This window comes from Lysinibacillus sp. NPDC059133 (assembly GCF_042755925.1).
Taxonomy (GTDB): domain Bacteria; phylum Bacillota; class Bacilli; order Bacillales_A; family Planococcaceae; genus Lysinibacillus.
In genome coordinates, this window is sequence record NZ_JBHZDH010000046.1 from 5,676 (window position 1) to 24,928 (window position 19,253).

Here is a 19,253-nt window from a genome sequence, read left to right on the forward strand (position 1 = left end):
TAAGTTTCACTTTATCCCGCATTAACGGGCAGTAATAATAATTAACTGCCCCTAATTGCCCGATTGGTGAAGACTAATAATCAGTGGGGTTTATCTCCCCCACTAATTAAAGTTTCACTTTATCCCGCATTAAGGGGCAATAAAAATAATTAACTGCCCCTAATTGCCCGATTGGTGAAGACTAATAATCAGTGGGGTTTATCTCCCCACTGATTATTAATCTTCACTTTATCTAACCTAACGTATTCCCTCTTTCTTGTGGGATGACAAAGGATTTTTCTCCTGCTTTATTAAAATAATTTGAAAGAGCTAATGCAACGATAAATAAGACGGCAACGATAGGTATTATTTTTCTAAACAAAATATACACTTCCTCATCTTTGGTTTGAATTATTTTAATAATACAGGATCGAATAACCAATCCTTCGGCCCAAAATTTCTATCCTTCTCTCCTCTTACCTCACGAGATATATTGTTTTTAAGAATTAATTCTCTAAACCTTCTACTGAATAAAGTCTTTCGGTATAAATATCTTCCGTCATGGCTCCATTCTCCCGAGAGGACTATATCATTTTTTATATTGATTAAATCTTCGCGATAATAAATATCAGGACCATTGATTACCCCACTTAATCCACAACGACAGGGAGGCTGCTCTGTCGCAAAATATAGTTTAACTCTTTCAGTGCTAGATTCCGGCAATACTTGTGTCGGTATAATTTGAAAAGCTTTTCGCTTCTCTTCTTTCGGTCCTTGATGAATGACCTCTAAAAGTTCAAAACCTTTAATATCCTCTTGCTTCATTAATGTCGCTAATTCCTGTGAAGCCACCCAATACCCGCTCACATGAACTAGATGACGGTCTTTCATTTCTGTTGTATCTATCACTAATGGTGAAAGTTGTTCTTTTTCCATAAGTCCACAATGCTGGCAATAGGTGCTTATAGAAAATAAAGTTCCTTTATCATCTATAAACATATCCGGTGAGTTACCTGTCGAATTTAAGGTAAACAATTGAGCTTGCTCATATTCGCTATCTGAAAAGTCAAAGTAAAAACGTTCTCCGATAGAAACAATTCCTAATTCATGTTCTAATGATTTATATAGTGCCGCTACATGTTCGTATGTTACATCATCATTTAATGTAAAGATAGGATTAAACGATGCCTTTAAGTTTCTCTTTCTTATTTCAGGCGCACCGATGAAAATACCATAGCGGTTATAAACTTTAATGACTTGATCTTGACTAGATTCATCTATAGAAAATAAGTTTTCAAGTTCTACTTTCAAAATACACGCCTACCTTTATATAAAGTTTTATGGTGAAGTATGTTGACTAGCTAGTAACTTTTAAAAAATCTACAATCTCTACTTTATGCTTAGATAGCCAGGCTCTTATTGAAATCTAATATTATCGTATTACTTACTATAGCAAATCTACTTAACCACGATTAACTTAAGCGTACCAGTACTTACACCGACATTTCAACGTTGGGTTTACGCCAATTTTTTGGCGGTCTTTGTCCCGATTTTTGGCGTGATTTGGCGGATACATAAAAAACACCGCCAAAATCTGGCGGTGTCAATCGAAAATTATAGGTATTTAGAATTAAAGTTTAGGTATAATTAACTAAGTTAAAATATGGTATGTAAAACCACCTAAACTCTCCCTTTTTATTGAAAAATCTACCAACAAAAATAAGTATAACATACAGACAATCTATAGTAAATTCATTCTTTCTGCAAGATTTACAGCCTCTGTCCGTGAATCTACATTCAATAAAGAAAATAGCTGAGTTAAATATCTTTCAGTTGTTCGCTGAGGAATATTTAATTCTATAGCAATCGCTTTATTCGTATGTCCTTCTGCAATCAGTCTTAAAATTTTCTTTTCTTTTTCGTTTAAGTGAATATCGAGTTTTGCATCCTGTAATTTAAATTTATTATCGAGAAAATCCAAGAAATTTTGAGGTAAAACAATTTCACCATTTGCAATGGCTCGAACAGTTCGTAAAATTTGTTCCTTAGATCCTGTTTTAGCTAAAATCCCTTCTATTTTCCGCTCTAAAATAAGTGGATAATAATCAGTAATATCATCACCAGTATAAAGGATAATTGAAGCATTTGACTGGATAGCTTTAATGTTACGTGCTAAATTAATGCCGTTTTCTAATGGCATATTTATATCAATTAAGTAGATATCATATGGTTTGTTTTTAATTCTCTGTATGACATGAGTTGCATCACTTTCAGTATCAACTATAATATCTTCATTTTCTTGAAATAAATTTTTTGTTCCCTCCAACACAATGGGGTGATCATCCACTATGAGCATCGTAATCAAGTGTATCACTTCCTTCTTTTACTGTAATTCTAATAGACATTCCTGCATGAACCTGTGAATCGATGTAAAACTGCCCGTTAAAGGCCTTTACACGCTCTTGCATACCTTGAATTCCCATCGATTCTCCGGCAATAATATCATCAATATTACAGCCTACACCATCATCCTTGTAGATAATTTCAAAACCATCGTCCATTTCCTGTAAACGAATTTCAACTGTTGTTGCATAGGAATGTTTTAAAGCATTATTAAGTAATTCTTGGAATAGTCGATAAATCATTAAATTCATACGCTCATCCTCTAAATAAAGGCGATCTATCGTATAAATTAATCCAAAACTAGCTCTTTCTATTACTTTACGAATTAACTTTTCTAACGCAGCGTTTAGCCCTAAAGTGTCTAATAATGGAGGCTTCAGATTTTCACAGTAAGCTCTTAAATCATGTATAGAAGTAATCATCTGCTGATGAATGTTCTCAAGTTTTTGCTGGATATCAGTTGTATCTTTCGCATTGACTAGGACATCAACCTCTCGGGCAATATGGAGCTGCTCTTGCAAATTGGTATCATGTAATTCTTGAGCTAATTGATATTTTTCCTCTTCAAATCTTAACCATAATAATTTGCTTAACCAAGGTAGTTGACTATCATCTGCTTGCCTCATATGCTTTAGTTCCTCTAACAGCTCTTCTACCATCTTTGTATTTTCAATAAAATTGTTTACATATAATAAAAGCAATTCAAGCCATAGAAGCTCTTCATCTTTTAAATGAATCGAATTTTTATGTTCCAATACTAAGGCTCTTTTATAATGAGCATCTTGATGGAGGAAGGCTAAGTAGACTTTGTCAATTCTCCGTATTTCTCCTAATTTTAAATCCTCTATTAGCGCGGGATTAATTGAAAGCCTTCCCTCAACCGTTGAAGTAAATTGATTTGTATCATAGTTATAGGTTAATACAAATACATGCTCTAGCTCAAGATGTAATGAAACCTCTTGAGCAAACTTCTTTAGAAGCTCATCTATTTTAATCGTTTTACCAATCCTATCGACAGCGGTGTATAGCTGATGTATATAATCCCCTTTTGTCGAAAATAAAATTTTTCGTTTTCGATAATCTACCTTCTCTTTTATGTAAAAAAGAACAACTAACGATATAAAAGTAAAGAAAGAAACACCTGATATTACGGGTATAGTTAAATATTCTCCTGCAATCCAATACAAACCAACTATAAACCATAAAGTAAATATCAATGAAAAGATTACATAATAACGAAGTCTTGTAATATGGTATTCAATATCAAATAATCGTTCTGCTACCTGTGTTAAGATAAAGCTAAAAGGAATAAGCAATAAAAATAAAGAGCAGATTTCACCTGAAAGAAAATACGTATCAAAAAAAATTTTAGGGAGTGAATATAAAAAAAGAAATGGCAAAAACGGTATCAATATACTACATAACAATATTTTCAACTGAGGTGATTTATATTTGAAATAGCTTAGTAATAAAATACTAATAATAATAATAAGGAGAATGAAGAAAAGGACTAACACAACTTCAGAAAGAAAATAATAAGAAACAGGATGGAAAATAATAATACAGCCTAGTGAAAAGGCGATTACAGGGAATATATAAAAGTATTTGATATTGTTTGTAAACAGCCAATTTATTTTTACAAATGAATAATAATCTCTTAAAAAATGCAATAATATAGCTAAACACACTACCATACTACTACGATTTACTATTATCCCAATTCCATTTACTCTACTAGATACTCCACTGCTTACATAAGCCAATGAAACAGTTAACATAAAAAAAATAAGTAAGCTAGTAAGTTTCGTATTTTTTTGATTGAAATGTAGATATAGGGTAATGAATAGGGTTAATAAATAATAACACGCCGGAAATAGTAATATGTAGTAAAACTGGTGAGGGATATCTAAATGGTTAATATGTATGTCTTTTATTTCTCCATTTGGCTTCATTATGGTTATTTTATTAGCCGCTACTATCATAGATTTATATTTCAACTGATTTAGATGATCCATTGGCACATCATCTACTCTTAAAATAACATCAGATGGTGAAATATTTTTCCATTCCGTCCATTCTTTATAGTAAGGTTGCGTTACTCCCCACTCGCCATTCTCTTTTTCTACCTCAATTTCTAATAATGGCCAGCTATAACTCACATAAATCAGATAAAGACCAATCACTAAATAGAGCATTATAGCAGGCCAAAATAACTTACTACTCAACGATTTTATAACCACGTAGCATTATCCAGCTCTACTTCACTACTAAACGCATCTAAAATTGCTTTTTGTTCCATAGACGAAACTCCAATCAATGATGCTTTTTGTGCTTTTAATAGAGCAACTAGTTCTGGGTTTTTTTCTAGATATTGAATTACATTCATCATACATATCCCTCCTCATTTTATTAGTTTTTTTAAGTAGTCTTTACCTAAGTCGTTTATTAACACATTTTCAAGATTATCTAATGCTTTAAACTTGTAAACATTTTTCATAGTAACTGCATAACGTATTGCGCCACCATTTGTCAACTCGTTTTCCGTAGCATTATTATCCAAAAATGCATCTATATCATCATTATAATAGTTTATAACAGACTTTGAAACATCATTTTTCTGTGATAAAAGATAAATAATAGGTAATGAGTATCTTTTATTTAGCAAATCATTTTTAGATCCCCAAGTTTTTAAACCTTGAATATCGTTTTTAATTTGTTGGATAATACCTATGTATTTCCCATACTCGTTAACCTCATAAGATGTCTCACCTTTTGCAAGTACTTCACCAATTAAGCAACCCATTGCTGTTAAAGAACCTGACTTTTGTTCAATCATTTGTAAATATGATTGCTCATCGCTACAAGTATTAAGTAAATCTAGTTGCTGACCGTTTATACTTCGTAATGCATAATCCTCTAGTATTTGAATAGCTGCACTTTTGTGTTCAAAGGAAGTCTCACGTATAGTTCTAGAAGCCATAACTAGCATAGCTAAAGCTACATTTAATGATAATTCAGGTGTTTTAGTCCAGCTGTAGTCTGAATCTTTATCCTGCAAGTCATCGATGATATCAAAAGATAAAATTAAAAGTTCGATAGCTGCTGCAACTTTATAGATGTCCTCGTTCAAACAATCTGTAAATGCTTCATAATGCCAATAACAGAGCTTACCAAATGAATAGCCAACTGCCTTTTTTTCTTCCTTAAAAATTTTTAGCATCGACCGTAGTTCATGATCTATCAATAACTCGTTCTCAATTAGAATGTCTAATGATTCATTAATTTTTACGTCAAGCCCCTGCAATAGTCCTCTCCTCCCCCTCGTATGTTATTAAATATTATACAGATTAATGGGAAATAATACTAGACTCCGAAATTATAAGGGAATATTTTACATTAAATCATTGGCAAAAATACCGCCAAAAAGTGGCGGTATTTGTGGAAAGCACGCCATTTCTTTATTTAGGGATAGTAAAATAAGTGGCGGTGTTATATTATTGACCGCCATTTTTTGGCGTAAACTCAGCATTGAAATGGCGTCCTCACTGATGATACGCTTAGACTAAGCTAAGATAAATTTGTATTCTGTTCGTAGACTAAAGTTCATTAGAAACAAAATCGTATGCTATGTGAATACGTTGATTGGAGAGAAGACTGGGTGGCTTCTCGGGATTAGAGTTACTTTGAACGCCTATTCAGAACGGAAACCCCCAACGCTTATTGTGATGGACCATTTTCGTTTAATCTATTAACAAGGAAATTCTCGAAACACTGGGAGTGATTGAAATGAAAAATGAAGTAAATGAAAACGTTTTAATACTTACGGCTAAGTTCTCCTGTACAATTTCTGTGTCTGAAGAGGAAATCACGATTAAAAAACCTTCGAAAGAACAGCAATGTATAGGGCAAATAATTGTTGATGCCGAGCAACAGGCTTATAAAGAAACATTAGCAGAGTATAAAAGCAAATCTACATTTTCAAATTTTATTTGCAATACCCCTGGATTTAAAGATACTTTTCAACAAAAGCTAGACAGTTTTATTGAACAATATGGAATTATAAGAGTATTTGAAGAATATTTGTCTGTATTGCCTTTAATACATCCATTTACCTCCGGATTGAACATACATACACCTATAATCTATACGTCACCAAGCTTTAGTATTATAAACGCAAGAGGCAATTGCTCTAGTACTTCATCTATTGAAAATGCTGTTAAAATTGGAGAAACAGTCGGCTTACCTGTCTATCTCCATAATTCAGAATTAGAAATGGAAATGTCCTCTTTAGGGAAATTTACCGCTGTAAATAAAGCAAATTTGGGACCCAAACAATCAACTGCCAATTTTACAGGGGTTACCATTAGTGACAATGGTATATCTTTTAATATTACTACAGCATTTAATACATGGAATAAAGCGACCATTAAACATTAATACTTGAATGGGCATGGCACTGTTACAGATATGTGCCCCGCCCTTCTTCTTTAATATCGTTCTAAAAGCCATTTTAATAGTTCTATTAGGTTGCTTTAAATGATTTTACCCGTAGCTCTGACCTTTCTATCCGTCACTTTGGCTCCTCTATCCGCCACCTTCTCTCTGCTATCTGCCACTTTGCCTATCTATTGTCTTATTTCTACCAGACAATGCATATTCATAAGAAAAAAGGTGCCTCAAATGAACTTTGAGACACCTCTAAATTATTAGCCTTTTACATAATAAACTTCTTGTCCGCTTTCGATGATGTGATCAGGCTTCGGTTTACCAGCATTTGCTTTATGACCAGCAATATGCTCCGGGCTCTTCTCCCAATTTTTCCATGCCTCTTCTGATTCCCAACGAACCACAATTAACACTTCCTCATCACCACGTCGTACTTTTTTCAAAAGTACTTGCTTATCGATAAAGCCTGGCTGTTGTTCAAGCAATGATGGACCATCTTTTTTAGCACCAAAACGCTCAACAACTTTATCCGAATTCCCTTCCGTAACGACAATACGTTTAATTTGTACAAACATATTATTTAAACACCTTTAAAATGTCATCAACTTTTTGAGTTTCAGAAGTTAAACCGCCACCAGATAAATACCAAACTTGTGGATCTAAATAAACAATCTTACCATTTTTCGCAGCGTTTGTAGCACCAACGATTTCGTTTTCAATTGCAGCTTTTGTACCTGACTCACCTTCTGGATTTACAGCAGCATCACGGTCAACTACGAATAAAATATCTGGGTTTGTGTCACGTACATATTCAAATGATGCGTTAGCACCGTGTGTAGAAACTTCAATTTTTTCATCAGCAGCTTTCACACCATATACATCATGAATGACACCGAAACGTGAACCAGGACCATATGCAGATAATGAACCTTCATTTGCTAAAACGATTAAAGCTTTTTCTTTAGCTGAAGCTGTTTTAGCTTTAACTTCTTCTACTTTTGATTCGTATGCAGCAAATGCATCAGCAGCTTCTTTTTCTTTACCAAAAATCTTACCAACTAATTCTGTTTTTTCTTTAAATGATTCCATGAAATTTTGATCGTCTACACCTACAAATACAGTTGGTGCAATTTTAGATAATTCATCGTAAGCAGATGCTTGACGACCAGAGATGAAAATAATGTCTGGATTCATAGCAGAAATTGCTTCAAAATCAGGCTCTTTTAAAGAACCAACATTTACGTAATTTTTATCAGTATATTTGCTTAAGTAGCTAGGAACTGATTTTTGCGGTAGACCTGCAACTTTAACACCTAAAGCATCTAAAGTATCAAGGAAACCATAGTCGAATACAACAATATTTTCAGGCATTTTATCAAGAGTTACTTCTTTAAAAGTATCTTTACCCTCTTTGATAGCTGGGATTGTTAGGGGGTAAGCAGTAGCTTCTCCTTTTTGCTCTTCAGCAGACTTACTATCAGTTTTAGAATCTGTATCCTCTTTTTTAGTATCATCCTTTGAGCCGCAAGCAGCTAATACCAATAGCATCATTGCCATTAAAACAGTAAGTAATTTCCAATTCTTCATTGTAAAATTGCTCCTTTAATATTTATTTTTCAGATGGACATTTCCATCTATTATTTTTTTAAGAGTTAAAATACACGCAAATGCGACAGCCGTCCTGTTCTTGAACAGGGATATCCATATCATAGATTTCCTTAAGCGCATCAGAGTTGATGATGTCATTTGTTGGACCGTCTTTGACAACACGTCCATTTTTTAATGCGACAATATGATCAGAGTAAACGGAAGCAAAGTTAATATCATGTAATACGATGACAACTGTTTTCCCCAGCTCATCAACGAGCTTCCGCAAAATTTTCATGATTTGCACAGAATGCTTCATGTCTAAATTATTGAGCGGCTCATCAAGCAAAATATAGTCTGTGTCTTGTGCAATAACCATAGCGATAAATGCACGTTGACGTTGACCACCCGATAATTCATCCAAATAATTGTGCTGAAGATCCTCTAAATTCATATATTGAATTGCTTCATCTATCTTTAGCTCATCCTCAGGCTTCAAATTTCCTTTCGAATAGGGGAAACGCCCAAATGAAACAAGCTCACGAATTGTTAGACGTACATTCATATAATTGGACTGTTTTAAAATTGATATTCGCTTCGCAAAATCATCCGATTTCCAACGACGTACATCTGATTTATCGAGTAATACTTCTCCAGTGTCTGCATTAAGTAAACGGCTTACCATTGAAAGCAATGTTGATTTACCTGCACCATTTGGTCCAATAAAAGACGTAATTTTCCCTGGTGCAACGTCGACACTAACATCTTGAATGACCGGTTTTTTCCCAAAATACTTAGAGATTTCTTTTACTTGGATCATCCTGCTGACCTACTTTCCTTCAATAATAAGTAGATGAAGTACACGCCACCTACAAAGTTTATAATAACGCTTAGTGTTGTATCGAAATTAAAAACACGCTCGACTATCCACTGTCCACCGACTAAAGCTACAATACTCATGACACAAGAACCTGCAATGATCACAGAGTGCTTGTACGTCTTGAAAAATTGATACGATAAATTTGCCACGATTAAGCCAAAGAACGTAATAGGCCCAACAAGAGCTGTAGACACGGCAATTAACACCGAAGATAATATGAGCATTCGCTGTACAAGCTTGTCATATGGTACCCCTAGGTTAATTGCTGTATCACGTCCAAGCGACATTACGTCTAATTGGTTCATGTGACGCCAGCCATAAATAAAGGTAATGATGATGACAACACCTGCAAGCCATACTAAATCTGAATTGACATTGTTAAAGCTTGCAAACATTTTACTTTGTAAGCTTAAAAACTCATTCGGGTCTATTAACACTTGGAAGAACGTAGTTACGCTTCCTAAAAACGTTCCGACAATCATACCGACAAGCAGCAAGAAATAAATCGGACGTTTTCCTTCTTTGAACAATACACGATAAAAAATCACCGCAAAGACAACCATAGCTAAAACAGCTAGTAAGAAATTGTATTTTGCATTAATAACGAATATCGACATAGAGCCAAAAAAGTAAAAGATGAACGTTTGAACCATCATATATAATGCATCAAGTCCCATTACACTTGGCGTTAAAATACGGTTATGTGTAATCGTTTGGAAGACTACAGTTGAATAGGCAATCGCAATCCCTGTCAACGACATCGCTACCACTTTAATAAGGCGGCGTGGGAACGCATAATGATAGTTACCATTAAGTCCATAAAATACATACAGTAAGATAGAAATTACTGCAAGACCTAGTAAAATCAACATTTTTGTACGGTTACGCATATGCTTTCCCCCTAAACAACATAATTAGGAAGATCGCACTTCCGATGACCCCGACAGTCATACTAATCGGAATTTCATAAGGGAAAATCACTACACGCCCTATAATGTCGCAGAATAATAAGAACGACATACCTAGTAATGCTGTATGAGGCAATGTCTTAGCAAGGTTATCCCCTTTGAACAGCGAAACTATATTTGGAATGATTAAACCAAGGAACGGTATCACACCAACTGTTAGCACCACCGTCGTCGAAATAAGTGCTACTAACACTAAACCTAAATTCACAACGAATTTATAGGAAAGACCAAGATTTTTTGCAAAATCCTCACCCATTCCTGCCACTGTGAAACGATTCGCATAAATGTAAGCTAAAATCAGCACGGGTACACTTATGTATAAAAGCTCATAACGACCTTTCATCATTAATGAGAAATCTCCCTGTAACCATGCAGAAATGTTTTGGATAATATCCGCCTTATACGCAAAGAACGTTGTAATGGAAGAAAGGATATTCCCAAACATTAAGCCAATAAGCGGTATAAAGATCGCATCTTTAAACTTTATTCGATTTAATATTTGCATAAACAATAATGTGCCGGCTAAAGCAAATATGAAAGCGAAGGAAATTTTTTGAAAGTACGAGACATTTGTGAAAAACATCATCGAAATTAATATCCCCAACTTTGTAGCATCTAACGTACCTGCTGTCGTTGGTGACACGAACTTATTCCTACTTAAGCTTTGCATAATTAAACCAGCAATACTCATACCTGCACCTGCTAACAAAATTGCTACAAGTCTCGGTATACGACTAATAAAAAACAGTCTAGTTTCTTCTGATTCGAAGTCTAATAGATCACTCGGCTTAATATCAACTACTCCAATAAATAGTGAAACTATAGACAACACAACAGTTGCTGTTAAAAGATATCTTTTTTTCATTGTAATCCCCGGTAGATTCATTTTTGCTCGTAACTCTCATTGAAAACGATTATCATTACTCACGATTCTCATTATAAGCGCGTTTCCATTCTCAGTCAACCTTCAACTGAGAATTATTCTCGTTTTATTTGAAAATCCTAAAAAACAAGCATTCTTAACAGAATTTCTACATTTTTTATGGTTCCTCAAAGTTAAAGACCTCTACTTTTTGACACAAATAAAAAGGTAATTGAGAATAAAACACTAATTACCTCCCAATCACCTTATCAATTATGCTATTCGTCGAACACCTTTAAGCCACGCAAAAATAATTAGAACTATTAAAATAAAACCGACATACCCCATCACAGCATATAGCTTGGCTACAAGTGTCGTAAAACCAGCAAGACTCGCTAAAAAGCCCAAACCACCTATAAAAACGGCAGTTACCTTAAAACTAGCCTTATTTGGTTTTGCGAATCTTACCATGAATGAATAGAACATCCCTACTGCTGTATTATAAATCATCCCTAATAAGGAAATGGACATCAGTAGACCGATTAGAGGATGGATTTCATTTGCTAAAGCTAGCATCGGTATATCTATACCAACGATTACATTCATTTTGGCAAGAAGGGATAGGTTAATAAGAAGAATTAAAGCTCCAAGTAAAATCCCACCAATAATACCTCCCATCCCCGCCACCTTCTCATTGCGAATAGATCCACACATAACCGTTAAAAGCGAAAAACACACACCGATATTAAAAGACGTATACAGTAAAGCTGTAACCCACCAGCTTTTAGTACTTACATGTGCTTGTTGTGCGATAACAGCTTGTTCAACAAAAGTTAAATCCATCGTAGCTAATGAATAGACAGCTATTATTGAGACAATTGCTAGCAGATAAGGTGTAGCTATAGCAATAATGTTTATAATACTCTTCACATTCATCATAACCGTCGCTATAGTCAGTACAATCATACAAATGCTCCCTAGCCAAACCGGCAGTCCAAACATTTGATGAAACGTAGCACCTGCTCCTGCAAACATGATTACTGCTACACCGAATAAGAAAAGGGACAGTAAAAAATCCATCACAAAACCAACAGTATTACCTGAAATTTGATAAATTAAATCCTTGTGCGATGTCGTACGTAACCTTGAGCTAATTTGTGCAATGCACATTCCTACTAAAGCAAATCCAAATGTGGCAATAAGAGCACCATATATTCCATGAAAGCCATAGCTCGTAAAATAAAGGACGATTTCCTGTCCTGATGCAAATCCCGCACCGACGATAATTCCTACATAGGCACCACCGATTTGCAAACTTTTTTTCAATCAGTTCTCTCCCTGTTTATCCTATATTCAATAAGGCACTAAGCAACTAATGGAGGATCAATTGCCCGTATAATTTGTTCAATTACTATTCGAATGAAGAATCCCTCTGAATGAAGTTTCAATTATTGATAGATCTTCTTGCTGATTGTTAACTCATCAATTACCTTCATATTAGGTGTATATCCAATTCCGGCCGTTTGTGGCACACGAATATAACCATCTTCTACAATTACTTCAGGTGTAATGATATCCTCATACCAATAATGACTAGAGCCCGCAGTATCCCCAGGCAGCACAAAATTAGTGAGCGATGTTAATGCAATATTATGCGCTCGTCCAATTCCTGCCTCTAACATGCCGCCACACCAAACGGGAATCTTATTTTCCTTACATAAATCATGAATTCTTCTTGCTTCTGTTAAACCCCCTACGCGTCCTATTTTAATATTGATAACACCACAACTACCTAGCTCTATCGCTTTTCGAGCATCTTCATAGGACGTGATGCTTTCGTCTAAACAAATAGGCGTTTTTATCTTTCGCTGTAACTTAGCATGATCGACAATATCATCTACAGCTAATGGTTGCTCAATCATTAATAGATTAAATGCATCCAGTTGCTGCAATACATCCATATCGTTCAATGTATAGGCCGAATTAGCATCTACCATTAATGGCAGATCGGGCATTACAGCTCGTATAGCACGAATAACTTCTACATCATGACCAGGCTTAATTTTCACTTTTACTCGTTTATAGCCTTTATTTACATGGCTTTTTAATAGATCAATTAATGCTTCTGTAGAAGATTGAATACCTACGCTAACGCCTACCTCTATTTGCTCCTTATCTCCACCTAACGCTTGAGCAAGTGATTGTTTCGTTTGTTGAGCATAAATATCCCATATAGCCCCTTCAATAGAGGACTTCGCCATGCAATTACGGCGAATAGAGGAAAACAAAGCACTAACTTCATCTGGATGCCCAACCTCTTTATGTAACAAGATGGGAATCAAGAAGTCTTCAAGCATATGCCATGTTGTTTTTATTGTCTCCTCTGTATACCAAGGCGCTACAAAGGCAACAGCTTCTCCCCATCCTACAGTTCCTGATTCATCTATCGCTTCTATAAGTAAGAGTTCCTTTTCATCAATTGTGCCAAAACTCGTTGTAAACGGTGATTTCATTGGCATTTTTATATGTCTAACTGTAATCTGTTCTAGTTTCACAAGATTTCACTCCTTATCCTTATTATAAAGCTAATAAGGAGCGTCTGACTAATAGATAGCTATGGACATATTCCTTGTGCTTTTTCATTCGAACGATTGCATAATTTTGTTCAAACAATGTCGTTAAAATAGTACGAACTTTATAACGCCAGTCTTCTGCAAGCTTAGGACTCTCCACTTTCATCTTTTGTAAATATTGAGGAATGGGCAATAAATAAGCGTCCTTATAAAATAATTGCTCTCGCTGAAATTCACCATCCATATCGAGCACTGGTAAGCCATCTACTGTTAACGACCACGGTACAATTTCTTCGGCTCCCTCTTCCAGTTCATCCAGGGAATCCTCCACTCGATCGCGTTCAATCCACCATTCTACGACAATTCGATCTGAAGGTAGCCCATCGTTAAAATCATCCTTGAGCGGACCATAATAATCATTTTCATACTGAAAACTAAAGGAATTGAGCTTCAAAAATGATAAATTAGCCATACATGCTTCTAGTGGATCAAATAGCCAAATCACAAGCTGGAATCCATGTTCTTTTGCATATTCCTGCTGGGCATGCTTTAATAATTCACCTACACCTTGTTCACGATATGTTTTCTCCACACCAATCATGTGTGAGTGTAAATACATTTTTTCATGTCCATAGCCAACAAAGCAGTAGTTAAAGCCAATCAGCTTTTCGTCTAAATACGCTCCAAGTACTAATCCACCATTTTGTACAGCCGCTAACAATTGATGAGAAGGAATAGCCTGACTCCCCCAAATACTTTCGTTTAAAATTTGTACCTCTGCAACCTCTGTAGGTGTCATTATTTTTTGAATACGTACTCTCTCTAACATCATGCTGACCCCTCCTTTGTATTCCCTGACTTCAATGCTAACAATACCGCCCTTGTAAGGATTTCAACTCCAGTTACTAGCCGCGCCTGCTTAAATTTCATCTTCGGGTGATGTAGTCCAGGTGTTAGTCCACAGCCTAAACCTAACATCGTAGATTTTAAATGAGGGCGTTGAACAGCATAGTGATGAAAATCTTCTCCTCCAGGTGTATGAACTGGCTTTCTTAAATTCGACAACCCTGTTGCTTGCACGATTGCTTGCTCCATAAGATATTGAGCAGTTGGATCTACCTCAGCAGCTACTACATTTGCTACTGTACGTAATTCAATCTGCACTTTATGCAAAATCTTGGAAGAATCAATAACCCTCTTTACTCCCTGTGCCAGTGCATCCATTACATCATTTTGTTGAGCTCGTATATCAATGGTGAACGATGCACTCCCAGGAATAATATTGCCGGATTCTCCTCCTGCATGGAATTTGGTCATCTTAATTGATACAGGAATCATCGGATCTGTATGAATCGTTCTTAAATCTTCGATTATAGTTGCTCCTACTTCAATGGCATTCACGCCGAGATGCGGTCTTGCAGCGTGGGCATCTTCTCCGATGATTTCCCCTTCCATTAATCGAGAAGCTCCATGATGCAACGCGGCACAATATGTACCATCTTCAAGCTCATGGACAGGTCTTACATGGACACCAAATAAAAAGTCTAAATCGTCCATTATTCCTTCTTTTAAAATGGAGAGAGCCCCTGTTCCTTTTTCTTCAGCTGGTTGGAAAATCACACGAATTGTACCGTTGAATGATGGAGCAAGCTCTTTCAAAAGTAGAAGAGCACCGATTGCCATCGTCATATGTCCGTCATGGCCACAGGAGTGATTCGCACGAAATTCACCATCTACTTCCTGCCATAACGCATCAATGTCCGTACGTAAACCGACTTTAGGATGACCATTACCTATGTCAACATAAAGCCCTGTGCTGTTTTTAAAGCGTATTGGTGAATAACCTTCGCGTGTTAGTAAATCGAAAATATAATTTGTTGTTTCTACCTCATGCCAGCTTATTTCTGGATTCGCGTGCAAATACGCGAAAATCTCCATTAATCTTGGCCTCAAACGACTCAAAGCTTCCTTCATAGCATCCAACTCCTTAATTTTTCATACTATTAAGATTATTATAAATGAAAATGAAAACTTTTCTACACAGAAACGTCCCGCATTCAGCAAATTAACTACATGTTACAGCTTTTCACTTTCATATTGGAGATAATTTTCATATCGAAGCATAAGAACTAGGTTGGTTGAATAACCACCTCTTATTCATTTTTATTGATTAGAAAGATGCTGATTTCCGCTAAATGCTACATCGAGCTAAAAATATGCATATAATAAGTAAAGGATCAGACTTATCCTCAAAAGTTTGGGATAACATTTGTTAAATCAACCACACGTTATGTGAAAAGTATCAACAAAATATCTCTTAATACAAAAAAATGCAAGTACAGTTATTTGAATAACTGTACTTGCATCTTTTGATTAATTAATACCTCGCATAGCTTTTGAAATAATTGGCGAAAGTACTAATATTATTATTCCGAAAACAATTGATAATGAGCCTAAGAAACCGAAGTATGTGAATTCACTTACCACTTCATAGACTTTTACAAGTTGTGCGTTGATCGCTTGCGCTGCTGCACTTGTTAAGAACCAAAGTGACATCGTTTGTGCAGCAAAAGCCTTCGGAGCCAATTTTGTAGTAACTGACAACCCTACTGGCGATAATAATAACTCCCCAACTACAACTAAAAAGAATGATAATACTAGCCACCATGGACTTACTAAATCTGTACCACCAGATAAATACGCTGGAAGCATCATCACTAAGAATGACAATCCTGCAAAGAATAATGCATAAGCGAATTTACGCGGTGTAGATGGTTGCTTATCTCCCCACTTCATCCATAACATGGCAAATAACGGAGCCATTGTAACGACGAATAAAGGGTTTAATGATTGGAACCAAGAAGATGGAATATGAAAACCACCAATATCCAATCGTGTACGACTATCTGCATACGTTGCTAAAATAGTCGCCCCTTGTTCTTGGATTGCCCAAAACATTACAGCCGATAAAAACAAAGGAATATAAGCGAGCACGCGAGACTTCTCGTCCTTCGTTGTTTTCTCACTGCGATACATATAAATAAAGTACACCGTTGGAATTACAATACCTAGCGCCGTAATAATTAAACCAAAAACATTCACTGTTAGTACGCCAGTTTTGATACCAATTGCCCCAGCAATAATAATAAGTAGCGCTAAAATCCCAAATCGTGTAAAGACTTTTTTCCGTTCTTCAGGCAGTAACGGGTTGTTTACCTGTAACCCTGCTAACCCTAAATATTTTTTTCCTGTTAATTTAAAAATTATTAAACCCATTAACATCCCTACCCCTGCTACACCAAAGCCTAGGTGGAAACTATACTGTTGTCCAATTGTTCCGACAATTAATGGTGCAAGGAATGATCCCATGTTAATGCTCATATAGAAAATTGAAAAACCTGCATCACGACGACTATCTGTATCAGCATACATATCTCCGACAATGCTTGAAACGTTCGGTTTTAATAAGCCTGTCCCAATGACAATAAAGAACATTGAAACAAATAACATGCTTGCGCCACCAGGTAACGCTAGCAGGAAATGTCCAATCATAATGAACACGCCACCATAGAAAATAGTCCTACGTGTACCTAGTATTCGGTCAGCAATCCAACCACCGATAATCCCTGACATGTAAACCAATGATCCGTAGATAGCCATAATTGAGTTCGCTAGTCCACGATCTAGGCCTAAGCCGCCTTCATGCAATTCATAATACATAAAGAAAATCAGAATTGCTCGCATACCGTAGTATGAGAATCGTTCCCAAAATTCAGTGAAAAATAATGTAAAGAGCCCTTTAGGGTGTCCGACAAAGCCATTTTGAGGGACGGATTTTACAATTTCATCTTTAGTAGACATAAAAATATCCTCTCCCGATTTCATTATTCAATAATAATATTATTACCCAATAGTAAAGATAAAAACTTTATTTCACCATACTAAAGCGTTTTAAAAACTTTTTCAAGAGTTTTAAAAAATGTTGGAATTTTACACCTTTTCTTTAAATTCAGAATGATTTCCATAGAATTGTACGAAACCCGTTGATATTCTTAAGTTTTCTGATTCTTAAATATCTACTAAATTATAAACCGCCTTGAAATTATTCTAAAATATTTTATAGTCAGATTTTTTACTTTTTAAACAAAAAAGCTAGTATTATCTATAATTTCATTCACAGCGATACAAATTCGCTTTTTCGATTACAAAAAAGCACGCTAGAAACACGAAGTGCTTCTAGCATGCTTTTAAAACAATGATGTTATTCATTATTTAATTACATATTGTTGGAATTTTGCGTAATCCGCTTCTTTTACCTCTATTGTTAGCAGCGTACCATTTTCTTCATACGCTGTTTCATAGACAGAGGCATTTTCATTTAAATAAGAAACGATATTCCCTTGTTCGTACGGAATGAGCATTTTACATGTTACATAATCAGAGAAAATATGCTGACGTATCATTTGCAGTAATTCTTCTAATCCAATCCCTTGCTTCGCTGAAATCCAAATATTATCACCACTAATAACAGGATAAGGAACGTTTGCTATATCCGCTTTATTATACACATAAATCGTCGGAATCCCTTCAACGCCAACTGCTTTAAGCGTTTCATTTGTTACTTCCATCATAAAGCCGTGCTCAGAATTGGAAACATCCACAACATGGAGTAATAAGTCGGCATCACGAGCCTCTTCTAGAGTTGAGCGGAATGCCTTGACTAGATGATGCGGTAATTTACTAACAAAACCAACTGTATCTGTTAATAAAAATGTCTTTTTATCAGGTAATTCTATTTGACGGACAGATGTTTCAAGTGTGGCAAAGAGCATATCCTTTTCAAACACTTGCTTATGATCTTCCTGCCCTATTTTCGAAAGTAGCTGATTCATAATAGTTGACTTACCAGCGTTCGTATAGCCAACAATGGAAACGACAGGGACGGCATTTTTACGTCGTTGTTTACGCTGCGTCTCTCGTTGCTCCTTTACATGCTCTAGGTCCTTCTTTATTTTCGCAATCTGATCCTCAATTTTACGACGGTCTAGCTCGAGCTTTGTCTCACCGGCACCACGGTTTTTAAAGCCACCCCCTGTGCCGCCACCTTGACGACTGAGAGAAGCATGCAAGCCAACCAAACGAGGTAGCATATATTGCAATTGTGCTAACTCAACTTGCATCTGTGCTTCACTTGTTTTAGCACGACGTCCAAAAATATCTAAAATCAACATCGTTCTATCAATAACCTTCGTCTCTAAATCGCGCTCTAAATTACGGATTTGTGAAGGTGATAATTCATCATTAAAAATCACTAAATTTGCTTGTACTTCATCATAAAAGTTTTTTATTTCTTCAATTTTCCCTGTTCCAACATAATGAGATGGCGTAACGCGCTCTAAATTTTGTGTGACAATGCCGGCAACTTCAACATTTAAAGCTTCAGCTAAATTTTTTAGCTCCTCCATTGAATAATCAAAATGCTCATCATTCCGTAAATTTACGCCAACTAAAATAGCTTTTTCCAACAATATATCTACTTCTTTAATTCTATCCAT

Annotated in this window: 19 protein-coding genes; 1 reads left to right on the forward strand and 18 read right to left on the reverse strand. The window is 35.7% G+C overall.

The window, feature by feature from the left end:
• Positions 1 to 232: 232 nt before the first annotated feature.
• From ACFXN8_RS19750 to ACFXN8_RS19780, 7 genes are all read right to left on the reverse strand, one after another.
• Positions 233 to 361: a hypothetical protein gene (locus tag ACFXN8_RS19750; RefSeq protein WP_376072713.1), complete on the reverse strand. Its 129-nt coding sequence runs from the start codon at positions 359 to 361 to the stop codon at positions 233 to 235.
• 29 nt (positions 362 to 390) lie between these two features.
• Positions 391 to 1,290, reverse strand: coding sequence for a hypothetical protein (locus ACFXN8_RS19755; RefSeq protein WP_386847374.1), 900 nt, complete (start codon positions 1,288 to 1,290; stop codon positions 391 to 393).
• 430 nt (positions 1,291 to 1,720) lie between these two features.
• The gene (locus tag ACFXN8_RS19760) at positions 1,721 to 2,335 is read right to left on the reverse strand and encodes a response regulator (RefSeq protein ID WP_376072485.1); all 615 of its coding nucleotides are present in this window, start codon (positions 2,333 to 2,335) and stop codon (positions 1,721 to 1,723) included.
• A complete protein-coding gene (locus ACFXN8_RS19765) occupies positions 2,319 to 4,577 on the reverse strand; it encodes a sensor histidine kinase (RefSeq protein ID WP_386847391.1) in 2,259 nt (752 codons plus the stop codon). The genes ACFXN8_RS19760 and ACFXN8_RS19765 overlap by 17 nt, the downstream gene beginning before the upstream one ends.
• 35 nt (positions 4,578 to 4,612) lie before the next feature.
• Positions 4,613 to 4,771, reverse strand: coding sequence for a competence pheromone ComX (gene comX, locus ACFXN8_RS19770; RefSeq protein ID WP_386847375.1), 159 nt, complete (start codon positions 4,769 to 4,771; stop codon positions 4,613 to 4,615).
• A 12-nt stretch (positions 4,772 to 4,783) separates the two neighbouring features.
• Positions 4,784 to 5,686 (reverse strand): polyprenyl synthetase family protein, encoded by a 903-nt coding sequence (locus ACFXN8_RS19775; protein WP_386847376.1) that lies wholly within the window; start codon positions 5,684 to 5,686, stop codon positions 4,784 to 4,786.
• Between the two features lie 87 nt (positions 5,687 to 5,773).
• Positions 5,774 to 5,911 carry a hypothetical protein gene (locus ACFXN8_RS19780; RefSeq protein WP_386847377.1) on the reverse strand — a complete coding sequence of 46 codons (138 nt, stop codon included), beginning with the start codon at positions 5,909 to 5,911 and terminating at the stop codon, positions 5,774 to 5,776.
• 257 nt (positions 5,912 to 6,168) lie between these two features.
• On the opposite strand from ACFXN8_RS19780, the gene ACFXN8_RS19785 reads away from it, so the two are divergent.
• A complete protein-coding gene (locus tag ACFXN8_RS19785) occupies positions 6,169 to 6,819 on the forward strand; it encodes a hypothetical protein (protein WP_386847378.1) in 651 nt (216 codons plus the stop codon).
• A gap of 269 nt (positions 6,820 to 7,088) precedes the next feature.
• On the opposite strand, the gene ACFXN8_RS19790 is transcribed toward ACFXN8_RS19785, so the two are convergent.
• From ACFXN8_RS19790 to hflX, 11 genes are all read right to left on the reverse strand, one after another.
• A complete protein-coding gene (locus tag ACFXN8_RS19790; RefSeq protein ID WP_376072473.1) occupies positions 7,089 to 7,403 on the reverse strand; it encodes an antibiotic biosynthesis monooxygenase family protein in 315 nt (104 codons plus the stop codon).
• Position 7,404: 1 nt separating this feature from the next.
• Entirely contained in the window at positions 7,405 to 8,415 is a 1,011-nt protein-coding gene (locus ACFXN8_RS19795; RefSeq protein WP_386847379.1) for a siderophore ABC transporter substrate-binding protein, read from the reverse strand.
• 58 nt (positions 8,416 to 8,473) lie between these two features.
• Positions 8,474 to 9,235 (reverse strand): iron ABC transporter ATP-binding protein, encoded by a 762-nt coding sequence (locus tag ACFXN8_RS19800; RefSeq protein ID WP_376072467.1) that lies wholly within the window; start codon positions 9,233 to 9,235, stop codon positions 8,474 to 8,476.
• Entirely contained in the window at positions 9,232 to 10,185 is a 954-nt protein-coding gene (locus ACFXN8_RS19805) for an iron chelate uptake ABC transporter family permease subunit (protein ID WP_376072464.1), read from the reverse strand. The genes ACFXN8_RS19800 and ACFXN8_RS19805 overlap by 4 nt, the downstream gene beginning before the upstream one ends.
• Entirely contained in the window at positions 10,178 to 11,128 is a 951-nt protein-coding gene (locus tag ACFXN8_RS19810) for an ABC transporter permease (RefSeq protein ID WP_376072461.1), read from the reverse strand. Before ACFXN8_RS19810 ends, ACFXN8_RS19805 begins: the two co-directional genes overlap by 8 nt.
• 270 nt (positions 11,129 to 11,398) lie before the next feature.
• On the reverse strand, positions 11,399 to 12,451 hold the full coding sequence (locus ACFXN8_RS19815) for a YkvI family membrane protein (protein ID WP_376072458.1): 1,053 nt from the start codon (positions 12,449 to 12,451) through the stop codon (positions 11,399 to 11,401).
• A 122-nt stretch (positions 12,452 to 12,573) separates the two neighbouring features.
• Positions 12,574 to 13,680 carry an o-succinylbenzoate synthase gene (gene menC, locus ACFXN8_RS19820; protein ID WP_376072455.1) on the reverse strand — a complete coding sequence of 369 codons (1,107 nt, stop codon included), beginning with the start codon at positions 13,678 to 13,680 and terminating at the stop codon, positions 12,574 to 12,576.
• Between the two features lie 22 nt (positions 13,681 to 13,702).
• Positions 13,703 to 14,530, reverse strand: coding sequence for a GNAT family N-acetyltransferase (locus tag ACFXN8_RS19825; RefSeq protein WP_386847380.1), 828 nt, complete (start codon positions 14,528 to 14,530; stop codon positions 13,703 to 13,705).
• The gene (locus ACFXN8_RS19830; protein WP_386847381.1) at positions 14,527 to 15,672 is read right to left on the reverse strand and encodes a M20 peptidase aminoacylase family protein; all 1,146 of its coding nucleotides are present in this window, start codon (positions 15,670 to 15,672) and stop codon (positions 14,527 to 14,529) included. Before ACFXN8_RS19830 ends, ACFXN8_RS19825 begins: the two co-directional genes overlap by 4 nt.
• Positions 15,673 to 16,071: 399 nt before the next feature.
• A complete protein-coding gene (locus tag ACFXN8_RS19835; protein ID WP_386847382.1) occupies positions 16,072 to 17,559 on the reverse strand; it encodes a peptide MFS transporter in 1,488 nt (495 codons plus the stop codon).
• A gap of 407 nt (positions 17,560 to 17,966) precedes the next feature.
• On the reverse strand, positions 17,967 to 19,253 hold the full coding sequence (hflX, locus tag ACFXN8_RS19840; RefSeq protein ID WP_376072446.1) for a GTPase HflX: 1,287 nt from the start codon (positions 19,251 to 19,253) through the stop codon (positions 17,967 to 17,969).